We start from the raw sequence: 17,682 nt of genomic DNA, 5'->3' as shown, positions 1-17,682 counted from the left end.
AAGAGGGTTAACCGCAGGCTAATCGCGATCAACTGTGTCCCAAAACGGGATTTTCAGGCTAACCGTTTCAGAACCGGACAAATTTGCGCCGGTTTTCCTGCCACTCGGCCTTGCTCTGGCCATAGCAATCGACCGGAAAATCCTGATACGGCTCGGGCAGCCGGGTTGGCCCCTGGTTGCGCGATCCCAGCCGTTCGGCAAGCGCAATCGACGCGGCATTTTCCGGGTCGATCGTGTGGATCACATTGTCCCAGCCCAGCAGATCGAACGCATAATCGATCGTGGCCACCGCTGCCTCGAGCGCATAGCCCTTGCCGGCATGGCTGCGCATCACACCCCAGCCGACCTCGGTACCCGGCCACCCATCGGGCTGCCACGGGCCGATCCGTCCGATCCATTCGCCAGTGTCGCGCGTGACGAGCGAGAACATGGCGAAACCGCGAACGTGCCAGGCTCCTGCCATCGCGCATAGGCCGCGCCAGGCTACCGCGCGCGGCTGCACCCCGCCCAGATAGCGCATCGTCTCTTCATCTGCGGAAAATTCGGCCCAGGCTTCGAAATCCTCGGGGCCAGGCGGGCGCAGGATCAGGCGTTGGGTTACCAATATGGGTCCATTGATCATCGCGCCGCTCCCTCGCCTGTGGCCGTTCTGGCCTCAGGGGATAGCACAGGGCCGACACTTGGCAAGGCTACGCCCCCAAAGCGAAACCCCTCCCCGCCCGTCGGCGGAGAGGGGTCTCCCCGTTCACCTCGCCCTGCAAGAGGGCGTGGGCGAAAGCTCGTTAGCGGCAGCTGTAACCGTTGTTGCCGCTGCGGTCGATCGACCGGCCCAGCAACGCGCCGCCAATGCCGCCGATGATCGCGCCGACGGTGCGGTCACCGCGTCCTGCGATTTCACTGCCGGCCAGGGCACCTGCGGCACCGCCGATCAGCAGGCCGGTGGTACCATTGTCGCGACGGCAATAGGTGCGGCCGTCATTGCCGCGCCAGGACTGGCCGTTCCAGCCGCGCACGGCGCGACGATCATAGCGGTCGTCATAGCGATCATTGTAGCGGCCGCCGCGATCATATGCGCGGTCATATCCGCGATCGTTGCCATAGCCGCGGCGCTGCCAGTCGTTGTCGTAGCGACCCCTGTACTGGTGAGCGATGGGCGCCTCATGGGTCATGCCATAGGCAGCGGCGGCGCTGGGGGCGGAATGCGTCAGCGGGGCTGCCATGGCAGGCGCAGCTGAAAGGGTGGCTGCACCGGCGGCGGCAGCAGCAAGAAGGAACTTCTTCATAATCTGTCTCCCTTGAGACCGAGACAGCGCCGATTCGCCATCTGTTGTGTTCATGTATAAGGGAGCGAAACTGAACGGATTGTGGAGTGGTCGTTCATCCTGCAGCAGGGTTTGTTGAACAACCGCTACGCGACCAATATGGGCATGTAGCGGAGGCGGGCAAGACCGAAGTGCCCGCCCGCCCCCGCCGGAACCGCTTATGCCTGCGGGCAGATCAGGAACTTTTCGCCCGTGGTCTTGGCATAATAGCGCGCCACGACATCCGCCTGCAGCGCCTGCTCCAGCGACAGTTCATCGGTATAATGGCTGGCAAAGGTCGTGGTCAGCTCATCAGCCACCCGCGCGCGCAGCCGCATCGCGACATCGCCGCCCGCCTTGGCGAGGAAGTTGGGCAGCAGCCAGCCGCCAACGCCCCAGGCCATGCCATAGGCGCGGTTGAGCACGGTGGGCGAGGTATCAAGCCCGCCATACAGGTACACCTGCTTGTGCTTGACCGAACCATAGATGCTGTAGGCGCCGGGAGTCCTGGCAGCGGCAGCTTCCATGGCTGCCAGGATGTTCGACGCCAGCTCGCCGCCGCCCGTGGCATCGAACGCCAGCGTTGCGCCGGTTGCGTGAATCGCGTCGATCAGATCGGCCTTGAAGCTCTCGCTGCTCGAATCGACGACATATTTGGCGCCCATGTCCCGCAGCAGCTGCGCCTGTTCAGGCTTGCGCACGACGTTGACCAGTTCGACGCCATCGGCGGCGCAGATGCGGTTGAGCATCTGGCCCAGGTTCGAGGCAGCCGCGGTGTGGACCAGCGCAGTGTGCCCTTCCATGCGCATGGTTTCAACCATCGACAGCGCGGTCAGCGGGTTAACGAAGCACGAAGCGCCTTCGCGGGCCGTATGGCCATCCTTCAGCACCAGGCACATCATCGCAGGCGCCTTGCGGTAATGCGCGTACATGCCGCCGCCCATCACCGCGACGACCTTGCCCATCAGGCTCTGCGCATATTCACCCGATCCGGCCGCCACGACCGTACCTGCGCCCTCGTTGCCGACGGTGAGTTCCTGGCCGACACGCGCCTTCATCACGGCCATGCCCTGCGGCGAGACCGGCGCGGTGAGCTTGGTGGCGGTGCCGCTGCCTGACGATGCCGCCTTGGCCATGCTGGCCCAGCCGAACATCACGCCCTGGTCGGACGGGTTGATCGGCGTTGCCTCGACGCGAATCAGGACATCATCGTCGCCCAACTCGGGCATGGGTTTTTCAGCCAGCTCCATCGTCAGTTCGCCCTCGGCGCTGACGGTGGAGATCATCTGCAGATAGGTTGACGGAAGCGTCATAGTGGGACCTCTCTCTATTGGGGTTGTTATGCAATGCACCCCTGTGCCAAGCCTTGCACGACATTGCCACCCATGGCCCGCAGAAAGTGCCCCAAACGTGCCCCGGCTGATCCTGTTCAACAAACCTTATGGCGTCATCTGCCAGTTCAGCGGCGATGGCGCGCGGCCGACACTGGCGGATTTCGTCGATGTGCGCGGCGTCTATCCCGCCGGGCGGCTCGATTCTGACAGCGAGGGGCTGGTGCTGCTGACCGACGATGGCAGGCTTCAGGCGCGCATCGCCGACCCGAAGTTCAAGCTGCCCAAGACCTATCTCGTCCAGGTGGAAGGCGAGCCTTCTGAGGATGCTCTTGCAAAGTTGCGAAGTGGCGTTTTGCTGAAGGACGGCATTACTAGGCCGGCAGACGCACGGAAAATCGAGCCTCCCGAACTGTGGCAGCGCGACCCCCCGGTGCGGTTTCGCAAAACGGTGCCCGATGCCTGGATCAGCCTGACCTTGCGCGAAGGCCGCAACCGGCAGGTCCGGCGGATGACGGCGGCGGTGGGCCTGCCGACGCTGCGCTTGGTGCGCTGGCAGGTGGGGCCATGGTCGCTCGACGGGCTTTCACTGGGCCAATGGCGCGCGCTCGACGTGGACTGAACCCCAATCAGCCCTCGTCATCGCAGTCGTCCTCGTCACCGGCAAAGGCAATGCTGCCCATGTTCGCCAACGCGAGCAGCAGGTCGACCATGGCAGGCGTCGCGCCTTCGACTGTCATCTCGTCAGCACCACAAATGTCTGCAGCCAGATCTGCGACCTCTGCAAGACACTCAAACGTCTCGCCATCGACGAACAGCACAACGCCCTCTCCCTCCCGCACAAAGGAAAAGCGGCTGGCAGGGTTGCGGAGCACCGGCACGCCTTCGTCCAGTGCACCGCGAACATCGCCCAGCGCCAGAGGCTCTTCGGGCTTCCAGTCGATATCGGGATATTTCGGCGTACTGTTTGAGGCACCGAACCAGCGGGCAAACTGTTCGCGGTCACCCAGAGCTTCGAGAACCATTGCCTGTAACCGGTCCAGCGCCTCCGCCGTGATTTCTCCGGGATTGTCCTGAGCGGCAAGGCCCGGGTCGGCATAGCGATCATCGTCGGTCAACTGATCGAGGACATGATCACTCCAGCCGGTGACCAGTTCGGCGCGCGACGGCGCACGAAAGCCGATCGAAAGCGTCATGCAATCATCGTCGAGCGCCATGCCATCATGCGCAACGCCGGGCGGAACGTACAGGATATCGCCCGGTCCCAGGTCGTACACCGCCTTTTCCTCGAAATCGGCGAGCAGCTTCAGCTCCTGGTGCGGCCGCAGCGGGGTCGCCTCGTCGCAAATCTGCCCCACCCGCCAGCGCCGCCGCCCGCGTCCCTGGATCAGGAACACGTCATACTGGTCGAAATGCGGCCCCACCCCGCCCCCGGTGCTGGCAAAGCTGACCATCACATCATCGATCCGCCAATTGGGCACGAAGCGAAATTGCGAAAGCAGCGCGGCAACCTCGGGCACATGATGATCGACCGCCTGCACGAGCAGCGTCCATGGGCTGCCCTCCAGCACCGCAAACCGCTCGGCATCGAACGGCCCCTGTTTGAGCGCCCAGATTTCCGGGCCCGTCTGCACCACCAACCGCGATTCCACCTCGGGCTCGCAGGCAAGCCCCGCCAGCTCGTCAGGCTCGACCGGGCACTGCCAGTCATCCCACGGATTGCGAATTTGCAAAGGCGTTTGCTGCCAATGTTGGGCAAGGAATGCGGCGGGGTCGAAATGGGTGAGTTTCATGCCCCCCCCCATTTCAGCGGAGCGCCGCCGCGTCCAGCATTTTGCGCGTTACTCCTCCGGTTTGAGCCGGGAGGTATATTCAAGTTTGCCGTTGGTGGCGAACCAGACATCTCTCTTGGGCGTGACGATCGTCAGAGGAAAGGGGATCAACCGGCTCAGAAACGCGTGTATCTCGGTGGGGTGTTCATCCATTTTATGTTCGATGATGATGATGCCAAACCCCTGCTGTTGGACCTTGATAAGCCCACAACCTTCAGACAATTTTCGATGCGAGATCAGTTGGTTCTGATTGTCGAATACCCACCGATAATGCCCTCCCGCTGGAAACTGCACATTTTGTTCCTGGGGAGTCAGAATATACACAACGATACGGTCATTTTCATCTGGCGGAAGCACCACTGTATTAGGTGAAGCTTTGGCACAAATGGGAAGCATATTGTCGCTAGCATACCTCAAGGCTGCATCTCGCGCGGCGATCATTCGCAACGTCAGCGCGGATAACGGTGATCCGGCTTCGGAATTCAAGGGCCGGATGGATCGTTTGCCTGCAACGCTGTAGGATCGGATCGCGACCATCTTGCCGCCATCCTCGGCATAATAGATCGCGCGCAGCCTACCGCCCTGCTCTGGAACAACGATATAGCCACGCATGTTCGGCGGCATTTTTGACTGCATCTCAGCCATGAACATGTCGGTGCTGCGCCATGCAGCCTGATCATAAGCATAGATCAGTGCGCCTGTTTTCTCAGCCTCGCGTGTTGCAACTTCTTCTTGTTTATCGGGCTTTGCGCTTGCTGTTCCGCTCAAGACCATAGCGAGGGCGACCATAAGCACCATATGCAACAAAACACGTGGCATTCCAGGGCCTCCTAGTTCAACAAATCGTGCTTCTTCAAACAGTGCCGCAATTGGTCATAGCTCAGGCCTAGCGCCTTGGCGGTCTGGCGCTGGTTGTAGCGGTGACGTGCCAATGCTGCCTGCAGGATGCGCTTTTCGTGTGCGTCGACCGCGCCGCGCAGATCATCGACGTTATCGAAGTTCATCGTCTGGTCGAGCGTCGCGCGCACCCCGGAGTCCGCCAGCGCCGCATCGATCACGTCATCGCAGGGCGATTGCGCAGAAGCAGGGCGCTTGGAAGGCTGCGGCTTCCAGGGCGATTCGAACGGATCGAACACGATATGGTCCACCGCACGATCGGGATCGTCCCAGCGATAGACCGCGCGTTCAACGACGTTGCGCAGTTCGCGGACATTGCCCGGCCAGCTGTGGCGCTTCATCGCCTCGGTCGCCATCGCGCCGAAGCCCGGCCAATCGGGCCAGTCGAGCTCCGCCGCCATGCGCCGCCCGAAGAAATCGGCGAGCACCATCACGTCGCCCTCGCGCACGCGCAGCGGCGGCAGGGTGACCACCTCGAACGACAGGCGATCGAGCAAGTCGGCGCGGAAGCGGCCCTGCTCGACCAGTTCGGGCAGATGTTCGTTGGTGGCAGCGACGATCCGCACATCGACCTTGATCGCGCGCGAAGAGCCGATGCGGGTGATCTCGCCATATTCGACCGCGCGCAGCAGCCGTTCCTGCGCAGCGGAGCTCAAGGTTGCGAGTTCGTCGAGGAACAACGTGCCGCCATCGGCCTCCTCGAACCGGCCCTGGCGCGCGCGGGTTGCGCCGGTGAAGGCGCCTGCCTCGTGGCCGAACAGCTCGGCTTCGATCAGCGTTTCGGGGAGCGCGGCGCAGTTCAATGTGATCAGCGGACCATCCCAGCGCGAGGACAGGCGATGGAGCCGCTCGGCGATCAGTTCCTTGCCCGTGCCGCGCTCGCCGATCACCAGCACCGGTCGGTTGAGCATGGCAGCACGGCTGGCGCGTTCGACCGCATCCAGAAACGCCCCTGACTCCCCGATGAACTGACTGGCCCTCTGCATGGCCCAAGAGATAGTGCAAAATCCCAACTCATGGCAATCCTAACCAACGTCCAACGGCCTTGAATTTTGCAAAACATTGTTATTGCAGTGTTTTTCAGTTTGGCACGCACCCTGCAACGCTATTGGCAACACCGACACACAGCGGTCCATGGGAGAAAGACAGTGCGTTACGCGAACCAAACCAACGATCAGACGGCACAGGAAGACGGCGTCTTCAAGTCGACGCTGATCACCACGGTTGCTGCACTGATGCTGGTCACCACGCTGTTCCTCACCGCCTTCGCCAGCATCGAGGCCGCGGCCTCGCCTGTTCAGCACGACAGGGATGCCGGCAAAATCGTTTCCGTCCGGTACCTCGCCTGACGGATTTGGCCGGGACGCTTACCCCCCTTGCCCCGTCCCGGCCAATCTCTTTCAACTGCCATGCAAAAGGGGGTAAGGTGGATCAGGATCCGGTCCACCCGACCTTAACGAACGGAGTTTTCGCCATGGGAATTTTCTCTCGAACCCGCGACATCATTGCCGCCAATGTTACCGAGCTGCTCGACAAGGCCGAAGACCCGTCGAAGATGATCCGGATGATCATCCTCGAGATGGAAGAAACCCTGGTCGAAGTCCGCGCCTCTGCCGCGCGCACCATCGCCGACCAGAAGGAAATGAAGCGGCACGTGAACAAGCTGGAGCAGCTGCAGGCTGACTGGACCGACAAGGCAGAACTCGCCTTGTCCAAGGACCGCGAAGACCTGGCCCGCGCCGCGCTGCTGGAAAAGAAGAAGGCTGCCGATATGGCCGATCAGCTCAATGTCGAAATCAACGTGCTCGATGATGCGCTGCGCGCGTCGGAGCAGGACATTGCCAAGCTGCAGGCCAAGCTGCGCGAGGCCCGCATGCGCCAGAACAACATCATGAGCCGCCTCGAAAGCGCCGAGAACCGCGTCAAGCTGCGCACGATGTACAATGGCGACAAGGTCCGCGAAGCCTTCAGCCGCTTTGACCTGCTCGAACGCCGCGTCGACATGGCCGAAGGCCGCGCCGATGCTTTGGGCATGGCCGAGGACGAGCGCGGCGAGCGCAAGGCGCTGGGCCAGCGCAACCTTGACGACGAATTTGCCGCTCTCGCGCAGTCGGACAAGGTCGACGAAGAACTCGAGGCGATGAAACGCGCCATGAAGAAGGAGGGCTGATCCGATGGAAGAGATCCTCGTCCCCATCTTCATCGTCGGCATGCTCTTCATCGGACTGCCCTGGCTGGTGTTTCACTACATCACCAAGTGGAAGACCGCAGCGACGCTCACCAGCTCGGATGAAAACCTGCTGGAAGAGCTGCACGCGATGGCCCGTCGCCTCGACGATCGCATGGATACGGTCGAGCGGATCATCTCCGCCGACAACCCCGACTGGCGCCCGGCGCGACTGACCAGTTCGGATGACCAGGACGATTACGCCCTGGAACAGGTTGAGCGCCTGCTGAAGGAAAGGGTAAGGAAATGAGCCGCCTGGACAAATATCGCAACGACGCCCCCGCACCGCGCAAGACCAAGTTCTATCGCAACAAGCAGAACGGCAAGTTCATGGGCGTGTGCGCTGGCATCGCCGATTACACCGGGATCGATGTCGTGTGGATCCGCGTTGCCGCCATCCTGCTCACGCTGATGACCGGTTGGGCCTTGATTGGCTATCTCGGAATGGGCTTTCTGGCTGAGAAGAAGCCGGCGCACCTTTACACCGACGATCAGGACCAGAAGTTCTGGCAGGGTGTACGCCAGTCGCCGACCCGCACCGCTCGCGATGTGAAGGCCCGGTTCCGCGAGATCGACCGTCGCCTGGCTGATGTCGAACTGTTCTACACCGCCAAGAACACGCGGCTGGCCGACGAGATCGAAAGCCTGCGCTGAACGAGAACAGAAACAAGGTTTCAGGAGATTGTCATGAGCTGGGGTGGACCAGGTTTTGTTATCGCGATTGTCATGCTTTCGATGAGCGCATGGGTGTTTACCACCTGGATCCGCGCCAAGCATGGCTATCCCCTCGAAGATCAGTGGACCGGTAAAGTCATTGAACGAACAGATCCTGACGCTGATCGAAAAATATCGCTGCTCACATCAGAAAACGAGCAGTTAACCGGCAAGATCGGACGGCTGGAAGAACGGATTGCGGTGCTGGAACGCATTGCTACCGACGCCAACAGTTCGAGCAGCCGCCTGGCGGACGAAATCGAACGCCTGAGAGTACAGAAGGACCGCGCGTGATGGACAAGCTTGCATTGATTGAAGCACTGGGCCCTGCGCTGACAGCTGGCATACTGATCATCACGATCGGCGTTCTTGTGAACAACTGGCTGCGGATCAAGAACGGCTATCCGCTGGAAAACAGCTGGGGCAAGCCGGTCTATCCCAAGACCGACCAGGAATCGGTCGAGCGGATCAAGCTGCTGAGCCAGGAAAATGCTCAGCTGCGCGCCGAACTGGGATCGATCAAGGACCGTCTGGGCAATGTCGAGCGCATCGTCACTGATGACTCCCACCGCCTGACCCATGAAATCGAAGCCCTGCGCGACAAGCGCGCGAACTGACACTGACACTCTAACACCTGGGGGCATACCAATGTTCGATTTCGACGCGCTTCTGGTTCTGATCCCGCTGGCCCCGTTCATGCTCGGCGGCCTGGCGATCTGGACGAAGCATCAGCGCAAGACGCTGGAACTGCAGATCGAACTGGCCAAGGCGCAAGCGGTCGCAAGACCGCCCGTCGATGACCGGATGGAACAGCGCCTGCGCACGCTGGAACGCATCGTTACCGATGGCCGGGGCCGCGACGACCTGGCCCAGCAGATCGAGAACCTGCGGACCAAGCAATTGACCTGAGACGTTCTGAGATTTTGAGGGAAATCGCATCATGAACCCGTTTGAAATGGTAATCGGCATCGTCCTGATCGTGATGATCGGCAATGTCCTGAAGGCAAGGTACAAAGCCCAGCACGGCATTCTGGAAGACGAGCATGGCAATGAGCAGCTCGCCCGGCCTGCCGACACCGCTGAGGCTGCGCGCCTGCGCGAGGAAGTACGCGGACTGAAGGAGCGGGTGCAGGTGCTGGAGCGCGTGATTACCGATCAACGCCAGACCAGCGACCTCAGCCTTGAAATCGAGAAACTGCGCGACCGCTGACGCGGCGCATGAACCATCAACCGGGCGGCGGGGGCCGTAAAGGGTAATATCATGGAAAGCGCCTATCTCTACATGACCGTGGCAACCAGCGCCCTGCTGAGCATTGCCCTCGTCTCCTCCACCGTGCTGCGCGGCTGGCGCGAATGGCTGGCGTTCAAGCGCCACGAGATTGAATCGCACGGACCGCTGCATGACGGCGGATCGCCCTCGACCCATTCGCGGATCGAGATCGCTGACCTGAAGGAACGCATCCGCAAGCTCGAAGCGATTGCTGCCGGGGTCGAGCTTTAACAAAAGCGCGCGGCGGGGTGACTTTCCCCCGCCGCGCCCCTATCTGCGGCCCATGAGCAGCACAGCCCCCCAACTGGCCGATCTGGCCGAAGAATATGAATTCCTCGACGCCGACGATCGCTATCGGTTGATCATCGATCTGGGCAAAACGCTCGATCCGATGCCCGATGCGCTCAAGACCGACGCCACCTTGGTGCGCGGCTGCTCCGCCTCGGTCTGGGTCTATCCCACCCGCACCGACGAGGGCGATCTGCACTTCCTCGCCGACAGCAACGCCGCGATCACCAAGGGCATCATCGCGCTCGTACTGCTGAGCGTGCAGGACAAGGCGCCGGCCGACGTCGCCAGCGCGGACATCGAAGGCGCGCTGGCCCCGTTCGACCTCAAAAACCAGCTCTCGTCCAATCGCACTCAGGGCATCCCGAACATGATCGCGCTGATCAGGGAAACGGCGGGGCGGTATACGGGGTAGGTTATCGGGACTTTGCTGCAACGATCAAGGTACATCAGAGCCGGGTTATTGATTTTTGCTGCACTTTTCGTGTTGCGGGGACTGGCAGACCATCGACCTGATAAGCTGCAAACGATCGCTGTCACTGCATTTATCTTTGGTGCAGTTGTTTTGATTGGATGGCTTTATGCCACGCGGCGCGAGCGATGATGCGGTGGGCGTCCTTAGGACTTTGTAGCAACACAACATTGACGTCACCCCCGCGCATGCGGGGGTCCCGCTTTAGCGCGAACATTGGCGACCAAGCGGGATTCCCGCGTGCGCGGGAATGACGGAGTGGGCATTCGGAACGCAGGTTTGACGCCAGCCCCTGCCCGCACCATATAGCGGCGCATGACCTCACCTTTTGAAGCCCTGCCCGTCCATTTCACCCTCCCCGCCCGCGATGCGCGCGGCCGTTTCGTGCGGCTGGACAGCGTGTTGCGCGAGATTCTTGCCGCGCATGATTATCCCACCTGCATCAAGCTGGTGCTGGCCGAGGCGATCACGCTGGCCGCATTGATCGGATCGCTGATGAAGCAGGATGGCGGCCAAGTGACCATCCAGGCGCAGACCGAGGGCGGCATCATCGAGCTGCTGGTGGTCGATTATCGCGGCGGAGAGCTGCGCGGGCATGTGCGTTTCGATGCCGAACGGCTCGCCCGGCTGGGCGCCAATCCCTCGCTGTTCGCGCTGTTCGGCAAGGGCTATCTGGCGATGACCTTCGACCAGAGCTTCGGCAAGGGCCGCTATCAGGGCATCGTGCCCTTGGACGGCGATTCGCTGTCACAGGCGTGCGAGAGCTATTTCAGCCAGTCCGAGCAGGTACCGACGCTGATCCGCATCGCGATCGAGAGCGATGCCACCGGCTGCCGCAGCGCGGGCTATCTGGTGCAGCACCTGCCCGAGGGCGAGGAAGGCCGCGAGCGGCTGCACGTGCGACTTGATCATCCTGAATGGGAACATGTGTCCGTCCTGTCGAGCACGCTGAAGCACTCCGAACTGCTTGACCCCGAGCTCACCGGGCGCGACCTGCTGTGGCGGCTGTTCCACGAGGAGGACGAAGTGCGCGCTGAGGATGGCGTGGCGCTCGTCAAGGGATGCCGCTGCAACCTCGACCATATCCGCGACGTCATCGGTCGGTTTCCGCCCGAAGAGCAGGCCGAGATGGTCGGCGATACCGGCACGATCGTGGTCGATTGCGCCTTCTGCTCGCGCGCTTTTCACATCGAGCCGCCCGCCGCTGTGTGATCACGGCTGACGGCGGGCCGCAAACCCGCCATAATTGCCAAGTGATTTCGCCATCATCTTTGCATAAAGCGATAATATTGCCTGGGGCAAGAAACCTGAATCGGGTCGCACACGATTGACTGTTCCTGCTGCCCAAGACAGCAGGGGCCAACGATAAGGTTACCCGCATGATCGCATTTCCCCGTCATCTGAAATGGTTAATGCTGCCCGCCGCGGCGCTCGGCCTGGCGTCTGTGGCCGCGCCCGCCCAGGGCCCGGAGCTGGCGATGCTCAACAAGCTGCAGCCCGGCTTGTGGAACCTCAAGGAACGCGGCGGCGCCGATGCGGACAAAGTGTGCGTGCGCGACATCCGCAAGCTGCTGCAACTGCAGCACCGTGATCTGCAATGCAGCCGCTTTGTGGTTTCCGACGAGCCCGACGAGGTGACCGTGACCTATCGGTGCCCCGGCGGCGGGACGGGTCGGACCACGATCAAGTACGAAGGTCGTGGCCTGATCCAGATCGACTCGCAGGGCATTGCCCACAACTCGCCCTTCGCCTTTGCCAAGGAAGCCCGCTACGCCGGAGCCTGCGGCGGATAGTCCTTTCAGAGGTACACGGTTTCTTAACCACAACCGGGGTAGAAGGAGAACGTGCCGGATTCGGTACGCTTTCCTCCATTCAGGTCGCAAGACCTTCCTGGGCCGCCGGACCTGTCCGCGCGGCCCGATTTTTTGATTTGCGACAGATGCCGCAGCGCAATATGCGTCCTCCGCATGACCGATCCGCAGAAAACCGCTGTCGTCCTGCTTTCAGGCGGCCTTGATTCCATGGTGTCCGCCGCGCGCGCGCAGGAGGCGGGCTTCGCTGTCGCGGCGCTGACCATCGATTACAACCAGCGCCACCGGGTGGAGATCGAGGCGGCGAAGACGATCGCAGCGCATATCGGCGCAGTGCGGCACATCATCCTGCCGCTCGACCTGCGCCAGTTCGGCGGATCGGCGCTGACCGATGACATCGCCGTCCCCAAGACGGGGGTGGGCTCGGATATTCCTGTCACTTATGTGCCCGCACGCAACCTTATCTTCCTGTCACTGACATTGGGCTGGGCCGAAGCGCTGGGCGCGCGCGATATCTTCATCGGGGTCAACGCGCTCGATTACTCGGGCTATCCCGATTGCCGGCCCGAATTCATCCAGGGCTTCGAGCGACTGGCCGATCTTGCCACCAAGGCGGGCGACCAAGGCGAGCCGTTCACCATCCACGCGCCGTTGCAGTTTCTGGGCAAGGCCGAGATCGCAGCCGAAGCCGCGCGGCTGGGGCTCGATCCGGGAATGAGCTGGTCGTGCTATGACCCCACGCCCGATGGCCGCGCCTGCGGCCTTTGCGACAGCTGTCGCCTGCGCAAACAGGGCTTTGCCGATGCCGGATTGATCGATCCGACCGTTTACGCGGACTGACCGCGCAGCCGCACGTTACTCGGCGATCGAACCTTCCAGCGCCGGTTCGGCGGGTGCGGGTGGTGGAGCGGCTTGTGCAACCGGAGCTGATGCCTCGGCTTGGGCAGGCGGCGCAGCAGGGCTGGCACCGGGCACCAGTGGCACATCCGCCGGATCTGCGAGCGCCGCATCGTTGGGCAGCAGTTCCAGATTCGGCATTTCGTCGCTGATCGTGCCAACCGGCGCACTGCCTTGCGCGACGGTGGCGCCATCGGCGGCCTTCTTTTCGCAACCGGCCAGTGCCAGCCCCGCCAGCGCCATCGTCGCCCCGATCTTCACAACCCTCAGCATCATCGTCATTCCTTTTCTTCGTCAGCGCTTTGGCATGCCCCGCCAAGCGCTGCAAGAAAGGCATCGGCGTGGCGCGCCAGCGCCGCGTCCAGATCAGCCATCGACGCGGAAATTCCTAGATCTGCCAGGCTGGTCACCGGATATTCGGCAATGCCGCAGGGCACGATTCCGCCGAAGTGCGAAAGGTCGGGGTTCACGTTGACCGCAAAGCCATGCATCGTCACCCAGCGCCGCACGCGCACGCCGATCGCACCGATCTTGGCCTCCTGGCCATTCAGCGTATCGGTCCAGATGCCCACGCGGCCTTCGGCCCGCCGCGCCGACACACCCAGATCGGCGAGCGCAGCGATCACCCAACCTTCGAGCGCATGGACGAAACAGCGCACATCCTTGCCGCGCCTGCGCAGATCGAGCAGCACATAGCCGACCCTTTGGCCCGGCCCATGATAGGTATAGCGCCCACCGCGCCCGGTATCGAACACCGGGAATTGCTGGCTGAGCAATTCCGCCGGGTCGGCGCTGGTTCCGCCGGTGTAGAGGGGCGGATGTTCGAGCAGCCACAGCAGCTCGCCGGCCTCGCCGCGTTCGATCGCCTGGTTGCGCGCCTCCATCTCGGCGAGCGCGTCCGGATAGGCGGTGTGGCCGGGCGTCACGCGCCACTCGGGCGCACCTGTGCCTGCCGCTGCCGCTGTCGTTGCCAAACCACCTGCCAATGCCATCGCGCCCTGCCTTCTGCAGCGGCCGTCGCGTGCCAAATGCCTTGCGCCGTGCCGCTGTGCCGTTTAGCGCACGGCTTTAGTCGCTTTAGTCCGTGAGGCCAATCCCGCCATGACCCGCAAGCTTGATCTTTCCGCCTGCTGGAACGACGTGATGCAGCTGTTTCGCGCCAACCGCGAGCTGCTGCTCAGTGTGGCGGGCGTGTTCATCCTGCTGCCCAGCCTGGCCTTTGCGTTCTTTTCCCCGCAGCCTGCGGCGCCGGCCGATGCGACCTTCGAGGTGATCTACCAGAACCTGCAACAGTTCTATTCGGACAATATCGTCTGGATCGTGCTGATCGGGCTGCTCAACGGCTTTGCCAGCATCGTCATGCTGGTGCTGATGCTCGATCGCAGCAACCCCAATGTCTCAGAGGCCATGCGGCGTGGCCTGACGATCATCCTGCCGTATTATGCGATGGGCGTGCTGAGCGGGATTCTGACCTTTCTCGGCTCTCTCGCCTTCATCCTGCCCGGCATCTACATCTTCGTGAAGCTGATCGTCGCAGGCGCGGTCATGGTGGCCGAACGCAAGCACAGCATCAACGTCCCGCTGCGCCGGTCCTGGGCGCTGACCAAGGGTAACAGCGGCCGCATCCTGCTGTTCGTGATCGTCGTCGGCATCACGGCGTTCTTCGTCTATATCACCAGCGTTACTGTCTTTGGCCTGATCATTCGCCTCGCGCTTTCGGCAGAGATCGCCGACACGCTGACCACGCTTGTCGATGCCGTGCTGAGCATGCTGCTGACCGTGCTGATGGTCTGCGTCAATGCAGCGCTCTACCGCCAGCTTGCAGGGCCGGATGCCCAGGATGTCGCACGCGAATTCAGCTGATTGTGCGTTGCAGCGCCCGGTTTGCCTGCAAAACACAGCGACACGCTCTGGAAATATCGCTGACAGCCCCTAAGTTGCCACTATCACTGACATAAGGGGTCACAGTCATGCGCGCCAAGGTTGCTCTTCCTCTCGCCGTTCTCGCCATGACCGCAGGGTCTGCCGCGATGCTTGTACAAGCCCCTGCCCTCGCCGCGGATGCCGGCAAGGTCGCAATCGGCGGCAAGGCCCCGATGTTCACGACCACCGGCGCAAAAGCGGGCAAGGCGTACAAGCTCAGCCTGGCCAGCGAGTTGAAAAAAGGCCCGGTTGTTCTGTATTTCTTCCCCAAGGCGTTCACCAGCGGCTGCACCGCAGAGGCGCATGAATTCGCCACCCGCATGACAGAATTCAAGAAAGCCGGCGCGACCGTGATCGGCCTGTCAGCGGACGGGATCGACGAACTCAAGAAGTTCTCGACCGAAGCTTGCCAGAGCAAGTTCACCGTTGCCCAGGCCACCCCGCAGATGATCCAGGCGTACGGCGTCGGCCTGGCCGGTCGCCCGAGCATGACGGGGCGGACCAGCATGGTGGTCGCTCCCAATGGCCGCATCACCTTTGTCCATGACAACATGGACTATCGCGATCACGTCAAGCTGACGCTGGGCGCGGTGCAGTCGATGGCCAAGAAAAAGGGCTGATCTTTCCCGCGTGACCTGGCTCGCATGGCGCGCTAGCGTTGCGCCATGAGTTGGCAGGAAGAGATCGACGAGCTGCATCGGCGCCGTGCGCTGGCAGACAAAATGGGCGGAGAAGAAAAGGTCGCACGCCAGCACGCGCGCGGCAAAATGGACGCTCGCGCGCGGCTCGACGGCGTACTGGACCCCGGCAGTTTCCGCGAGATCGGCAAGATCGCAGGGCGTGGCAGCTATGACGCGCAAGGCGACCTTGTAGACCTTGCCGCCTCCAACTTCATCTTCGGACGCGGTGACATCGATGGCCGTCCGGTCGTTGCCAGCGCCGATGACTTCACTGTGCGCGGGGGCTCTGCCGATGCCGCGCTGCACCGCAAGTTCGTCCAGTGCGAAGCGATGGCGCACGAGTTGCGCCTGCCGCTGATCCGCATGATCGACGGCACCGGCGGTGGTGGTTCGGTCAAGACGCTCGAGACCATGGGCTATACCTATGTGCCGATGGTGCCCGGCTGGGACCATATCGTCACCAATCTGGAAACCGTGCCCGTCGTGGCGCTCGCATTGGGACCGACCGCAGGGCTGGGCGCGGCGCGCACCGTCGCCAGCCATTATTCGGTGATGGTCAAGGGCCTGTCGCAGCTGTTTGCAGCGGGCCCTGCGGTCGCCGCAGCGATCGGCGAGACGGTGGACAAGGAACAGCTGGGCGGCACTGAAATCCACTGCCGCAATGGCGTGGTGGACGAAGAGGTTGCGAGCGAGGCCGAAGCGTTCGCGGTCGCACGACGGTTTCTGAGCTATCTGCCTTCATCGGTCGATACGCTGGCCCTACGCACGCCCTGCACGGACCCCGTCGATCGCCGGGAAGAGGCTTTGCTCTCCGTTGTCCCCCGCGATCCGGCGCAGGTTTATGCGATGCGCCGCGTGCTGACCCAGGTGTTTGATCATGGCAGCGTCTTCGAAATGGGTCGCCGCTGGGGCCGCGCGGTCATTACCGCTTTTGCCCGGCTGGACGGCTGGCCGGTCGCGGTGCTGGCCAGCGACCCCAGCTTTCTGGGCGGCTCATGGGAGGCCAGGACCAGCGAGAAGGCCGAGCGCTTCGTCAAGCTGGCAGACCAGTTCCATCTGCCGATCGTCCATCTCGTCGACAATCCGGGCTTCATGATCGGTGCGGATGCCGAGCGCGCGGGCACGATCCGCTATGGCGTCAATGCGATGAACGCGATCTATCGCGCGCGCGTGCCGCTCGCATCGGTCATCGTCCGCCGCGCCTATGGCATTGCAGGCTCTGCGATGTCGAACGCCGAACGCTTCCAGTATCGGTTCGCCTGGCCCAGCGGTGACTGGGGCTCGCTGCCGATCGATGGCGGCGTCGAGGTCGCCTACAAATCCGAGCTGGAGGCCAGCGCGGACCCGCAAGCCCACCTCGCCGCCATCCGCGAGCGGCTGAACAAGGTGCGCAGCCCGTTCCGCAGTGCCGAGCATTTTGCGGTGGAAGACATCATCGATCCGCGCGATACGCGACCATTGCTGTGCGAATTTGCGGATCTGGCCTGGGCACGCGTGAGCGGGGCGCGGCAGAAATTAAGCGGTAATCATGCTTAAGATCGCATACGCCAGTCTTTTGAAGCACGGGTTAACGCCCTTGGTGCCATGGTGTTCGGGACCTCCTGTTTAGGACCAACATATCATGATCAACAATTCAGACCCTCCGGGCTCGCCGACGATGCGGACGGTATATATCCGGCCAAATTATCAGGTGAACGATGTCGCCCCGCGCGACACCGACCCTGCACCTGCCAAGCCAGCAAATGACGGCGTGATCAATTTGATCAATCGCCCCAATGCGACCGGCGGCGCGATGACGCAGCTCGCCAAAAGCAGCGGCGCAGCTGAGCTGCCTCAGTCGCTCGATGTCTTCGCGCGCCAGGTGGCCCGCGCCATCCTGGGCGATCCACGCGGTGCAATGCGCGCCCAGATGCCGCCCCCTGCGGAAGACGTCACCGGACTGATCGGCGTCCGCTGACGCCAGGGCTGGCTGCACCCGCTTAACCTGACCCGTCAATCACCATCACGCTGGGCCAGCAGCCCGGCGCGCTTGGCGTATC

The 17,682-nt window shown here is 62.5% G+C and carries 26 protein-coding genes; 18 read left to right on the top strand and 8 right to left on the bottom strand.

What is annotated here, in order from left to right; translation table 11 throughout:
• Positions 1–67: 67 nt before the first annotated feature.
• The 3 genes from D618_RS0107625 to D618_RS0107615 all read right to left on the bottom strand — a co-directional run bounded on the left by D618_RS0107625 (position 68) and on the right by D618_RS0107615 (position 2,614).
• Positions 68–622, bottom strand: coding sequence for a GNAT family N-acetyltransferase (locus D618_RS0107625; protein WP_017670912.1), 555 nt, complete (start codon positions 620–622; stop codon positions 68–70).
• 160 nt (positions 623–782) lie between these two features.
• Positions 783–1,283 (bottom strand): glycine zipper 2TM domain-containing protein, encoded by a 501-nt coding sequence (locus D618_RS0107620; RefSeq protein WP_017670911.1) that lies wholly within the window; start codon positions 1,281–1,283, stop codon positions 783–785.
• A 197-nt stretch (positions 1,284–1,480) separates the two neighbouring features.
• Entirely contained in the window at positions 1,481–2,614 is a 1,134-nt protein-coding gene (locus D618_RS0107615; RefSeq protein WP_017670910.1) for a zinc-binding dehydrogenase, read from the bottom strand.
• 97 nt (positions 2,615–2,711) lie between these two features.
• On the opposite strand from D618_RS0107615, the gene D618_RS0107610 reads away from it, so the two are divergent.
• The gene (locus D618_RS0107610; protein ID WP_017670909.1) at positions 2,712–3,254 is read left to right on the top strand and encodes a pseudouridine synthase; all 543 of its coding nucleotides are present in this window, start codon (positions 2,712–2,714) and stop codon (positions 3,252–3,254) included.
• Between the two features lie 7 nt (positions 3,255–3,261).
• On the opposite strand, the gene D618_RS0107605 is transcribed toward D618_RS0107610, so the two are convergent.
• The 3 genes from D618_RS0107605 to pspF are packed head-to-tail and all read right to left on the bottom strand — an operon-like array spanning position 3,262 to position 6,347.
• Positions 3,262–4,425 carry a cupin domain-containing protein gene (locus D618_RS0107605; RefSeq protein ID WP_017670908.1) on the bottom strand — a complete coding sequence of 388 codons (1,164 nt, stop codon included), beginning with the start codon at positions 4,423–4,425 and terminating at the stop codon, positions 3,262–3,264.
• A 48-nt stretch (positions 4,426–4,473) separates the two neighbouring features.
• The gene (locus D618_RS0107600) at positions 4,474–5,283 is read right to left on the bottom strand and encodes a hypothetical protein (RefSeq protein ID WP_152414589.1); all 810 of its coding nucleotides are present in this window, start codon (positions 5,281–5,283) and stop codon (positions 4,474–4,476) included.
• Between the two features lie 11 nt (positions 5,284–5,294).
• Positions 5,295–6,347, bottom strand: coding sequence for a phage shock protein operon transcriptional activator (gene pspF / locus D618_RS0107595; protein WP_017670906.1), 1,053 nt, complete (start codon positions 6,345–6,347; stop codon positions 5,295–5,297).
• Positions 6,348–6,509: 162 nt separating this feature from the next.
• Here pspF and D618_RS0107590 point away from each other — a divergent pair, with 162 nt between their 5' ends.
• From D618_RS0107590 to queC, 13 genes are all read left to right on the top strand, one after another.
• Positions 6,510–6,710: a hypothetical protein gene (locus D618_RS0107590; protein ID WP_017670905.1), complete on the top strand. Its 201-nt coding sequence runs from the start codon at positions 6,510–6,512 to the stop codon at positions 6,708–6,710.
• Positions 6,711–6,835: 125 nt separating this feature from the next.
• Positions 6,836–7,531: a phage shock protein PspA gene (gene pspA, locus D618_RS0107585; RefSeq protein ID WP_017670904.1), complete on the top strand. Its 696-nt coding sequence runs from the start codon at positions 6,836–6,838 to the stop codon at positions 7,529–7,531.
• A 4-nt stretch (positions 7,532–7,535) separates the two neighbouring features.
• The gene (gene pspB / locus D618_RS0107580) at positions 7,536–7,838 is read left to right on the top strand and encodes an envelope stress response membrane protein PspB (protein ID WP_017670903.1); all 303 of its coding nucleotides are present in this window, start codon (positions 7,536–7,538) and stop codon (positions 7,836–7,838) included.
• Positions 7,835–8,242, top strand: coding sequence for an envelope stress response membrane protein PspC (gene pspC, locus D618_RS0107575; protein ID WP_017670902.1), 408 nt, complete (start codon positions 7,835–7,837; stop codon positions 8,240–8,242). The genes pspB and pspC overlap by 4 nt, the downstream gene beginning before the upstream one ends.
• A 33-nt stretch (positions 8,243–8,275) precedes the next feature.
• Entirely contained in the window at positions 8,276–8,596 is a 321-nt protein-coding gene (locus D618_RS0107570; RefSeq protein ID WP_017670901.1) for a hypothetical protein, read from the top strand.
• A complete protein-coding gene (locus D618_RS0107565; protein ID WP_017670900.1) occupies positions 8,596–8,919 on the top strand; it encodes a hypothetical protein in 324 nt (107 codons plus the stop codon). Before D618_RS0107570 ends, D618_RS0107565 begins: the two co-directional genes overlap by 1 nt.
• A 31-nt stretch (positions 8,920–8,950) precedes the next feature.
• On the top strand, positions 8,951–9,211 hold the full coding sequence (locus D618_RS0107560) for a hypothetical protein (RefSeq protein WP_017670899.1): 261 nt from the start codon (positions 8,951–8,953) through the stop codon (positions 9,209–9,211).
• Between the two features lie 31 nt (positions 9,212–9,242).
• Complete coding sequence (locus D618_RS0107555) at positions 9,243–9,512, top strand: hypothetical protein (RefSeq protein WP_017670898.1); 270 nt, start codon at positions 9,243–9,245, stop codon at positions 9,510–9,512.
• 51 nt (positions 9,513–9,563) lie between these two features.
• Entirely contained in the window at positions 9,564–9,803 is a 240-nt protein-coding gene (locus D618_RS0107550; RefSeq protein ID WP_017670897.1) for a hypothetical protein, read from the top strand.
• Positions 9,804–9,855: 52 nt separating this feature from the next.
• The gene (locus D618_RS0107545; RefSeq protein ID WP_017670896.1) at positions 9,856–10,275 is read left to right on the top strand and encodes a SufE family protein; all 420 of its coding nucleotides are present in this window, start codon (positions 9,856–9,858) and stop codon (positions 10,273–10,275) included.
• A gap of 372 nt (positions 10,276–10,647) precedes the next feature.
• Positions 10,648–11,544 carry an Hsp33 family molecular chaperone HslO gene (locus D618_RS0107535; RefSeq protein WP_017670894.1) on the top strand — a complete coding sequence of 299 codons (897 nt, stop codon included), beginning with the start codon at positions 10,648–10,650 and terminating at the stop codon, positions 11,542–11,544.
• A 167-nt stretch (positions 11,545–11,711) separates the two neighbouring features.
• On the top strand, positions 11,712–12,125 hold the full coding sequence (locus D618_RS0107530) for a hypothetical protein (protein ID WP_238550618.1): 414 nt from the start codon (positions 11,712–11,714) through the stop codon (positions 12,123–12,125).
• Positions 12,126–12,299: 174 nt separating this feature from the next.
• Positions 12,300–12,983 carry a 7-cyano-7-deazaguanine synthase QueC gene (queC, locus tag D618_RS0107525; RefSeq protein WP_017670892.1) on the top strand — a complete coding sequence of 228 codons (684 nt, stop codon included), beginning with the start codon at positions 12,300–12,302 and terminating at the stop codon, positions 12,981–12,983.
• A 15-nt stretch (positions 12,984–12,998) separates the two neighbouring features.
• Here queC and D618_RS19855 read toward each other — a convergent pair whose 3' ends face one another.
• Positions 12,999–13,316, bottom strand: coding sequence for a hypothetical protein (locus tag D618_RS19855; protein WP_193746695.1), 318 nt, complete (start codon positions 13,314–13,316; stop codon positions 12,999–13,001).
• Positions 13,317–13,318: 2 nt separating this feature from the next.
• Positions 13,319–14,032 carry a lipoyl(octanoyl) transferase LipB gene (lipB, locus tag D618_RS0107515; RefSeq protein WP_017670890.1) on the bottom strand — a complete coding sequence of 238 codons (714 nt, stop codon included), beginning with the start codon at positions 14,030–14,032 and terminating at the stop codon, positions 13,319–13,321.
• A 109-nt stretch (positions 14,033–14,141) separates the two neighbouring features.
• On the opposite strand from lipB, the gene D618_RS0107510 reads away from it, so the two are divergent.
• From D618_RS0107510 to D618_RS0107495, 4 genes are all read left to right on the top strand, one after another.
• Positions 14,142–14,903: a hypothetical protein gene (locus D618_RS0107510; RefSeq protein ID WP_017670889.1), complete on the top strand. Its 762-nt coding sequence runs from the start codon at positions 14,142–14,144 to the stop codon at positions 14,901–14,903.
• 107 nt (positions 14,904–15,010) lie between these two features.
• On the top strand, positions 15,011–15,583 hold the full coding sequence (locus D618_RS0107505) for a peroxiredoxin (RefSeq protein WP_017670888.1): 573 nt from the start codon (positions 15,011–15,013) through the stop codon (positions 15,581–15,583).
• Positions 15,584–15,628: 45 nt separating this feature from the next.
• The gene (locus D618_RS0107500) at positions 15,629–17,179 is read left to right on the top strand and encodes a carboxyl transferase domain-containing protein (protein ID WP_017670887.1); all 1,551 of its coding nucleotides are present in this window, start codon (positions 15,629–15,631) and stop codon (positions 17,177–17,179) included.
• An 85-nt stretch (positions 17,180–17,264) separates the two neighbouring features.
• A complete protein-coding gene (locus tag D618_RS0107495; RefSeq protein WP_017670886.1) occupies positions 17,265–17,600 on the top strand; it encodes a hypothetical protein in 336 nt (111 codons plus the stop codon).
• Positions 17,601–17,682 lie beyond the last annotated feature (82 nt).

This window comes from Blastomonas sp. AAP53, assembly GCF_000331245.1.
In the GTDB taxonomy this organism is placed as follows: Bacteria; Pseudomonadota; Alphaproteobacteria; order Sphingomonadales; family Sphingomonadaceae; genus Blastomonas.
The sequence above is the reverse complement of the archived record's forward strand: the minus strand, read 5'-3'. Positions and strand labels throughout refer to the sequence as shown.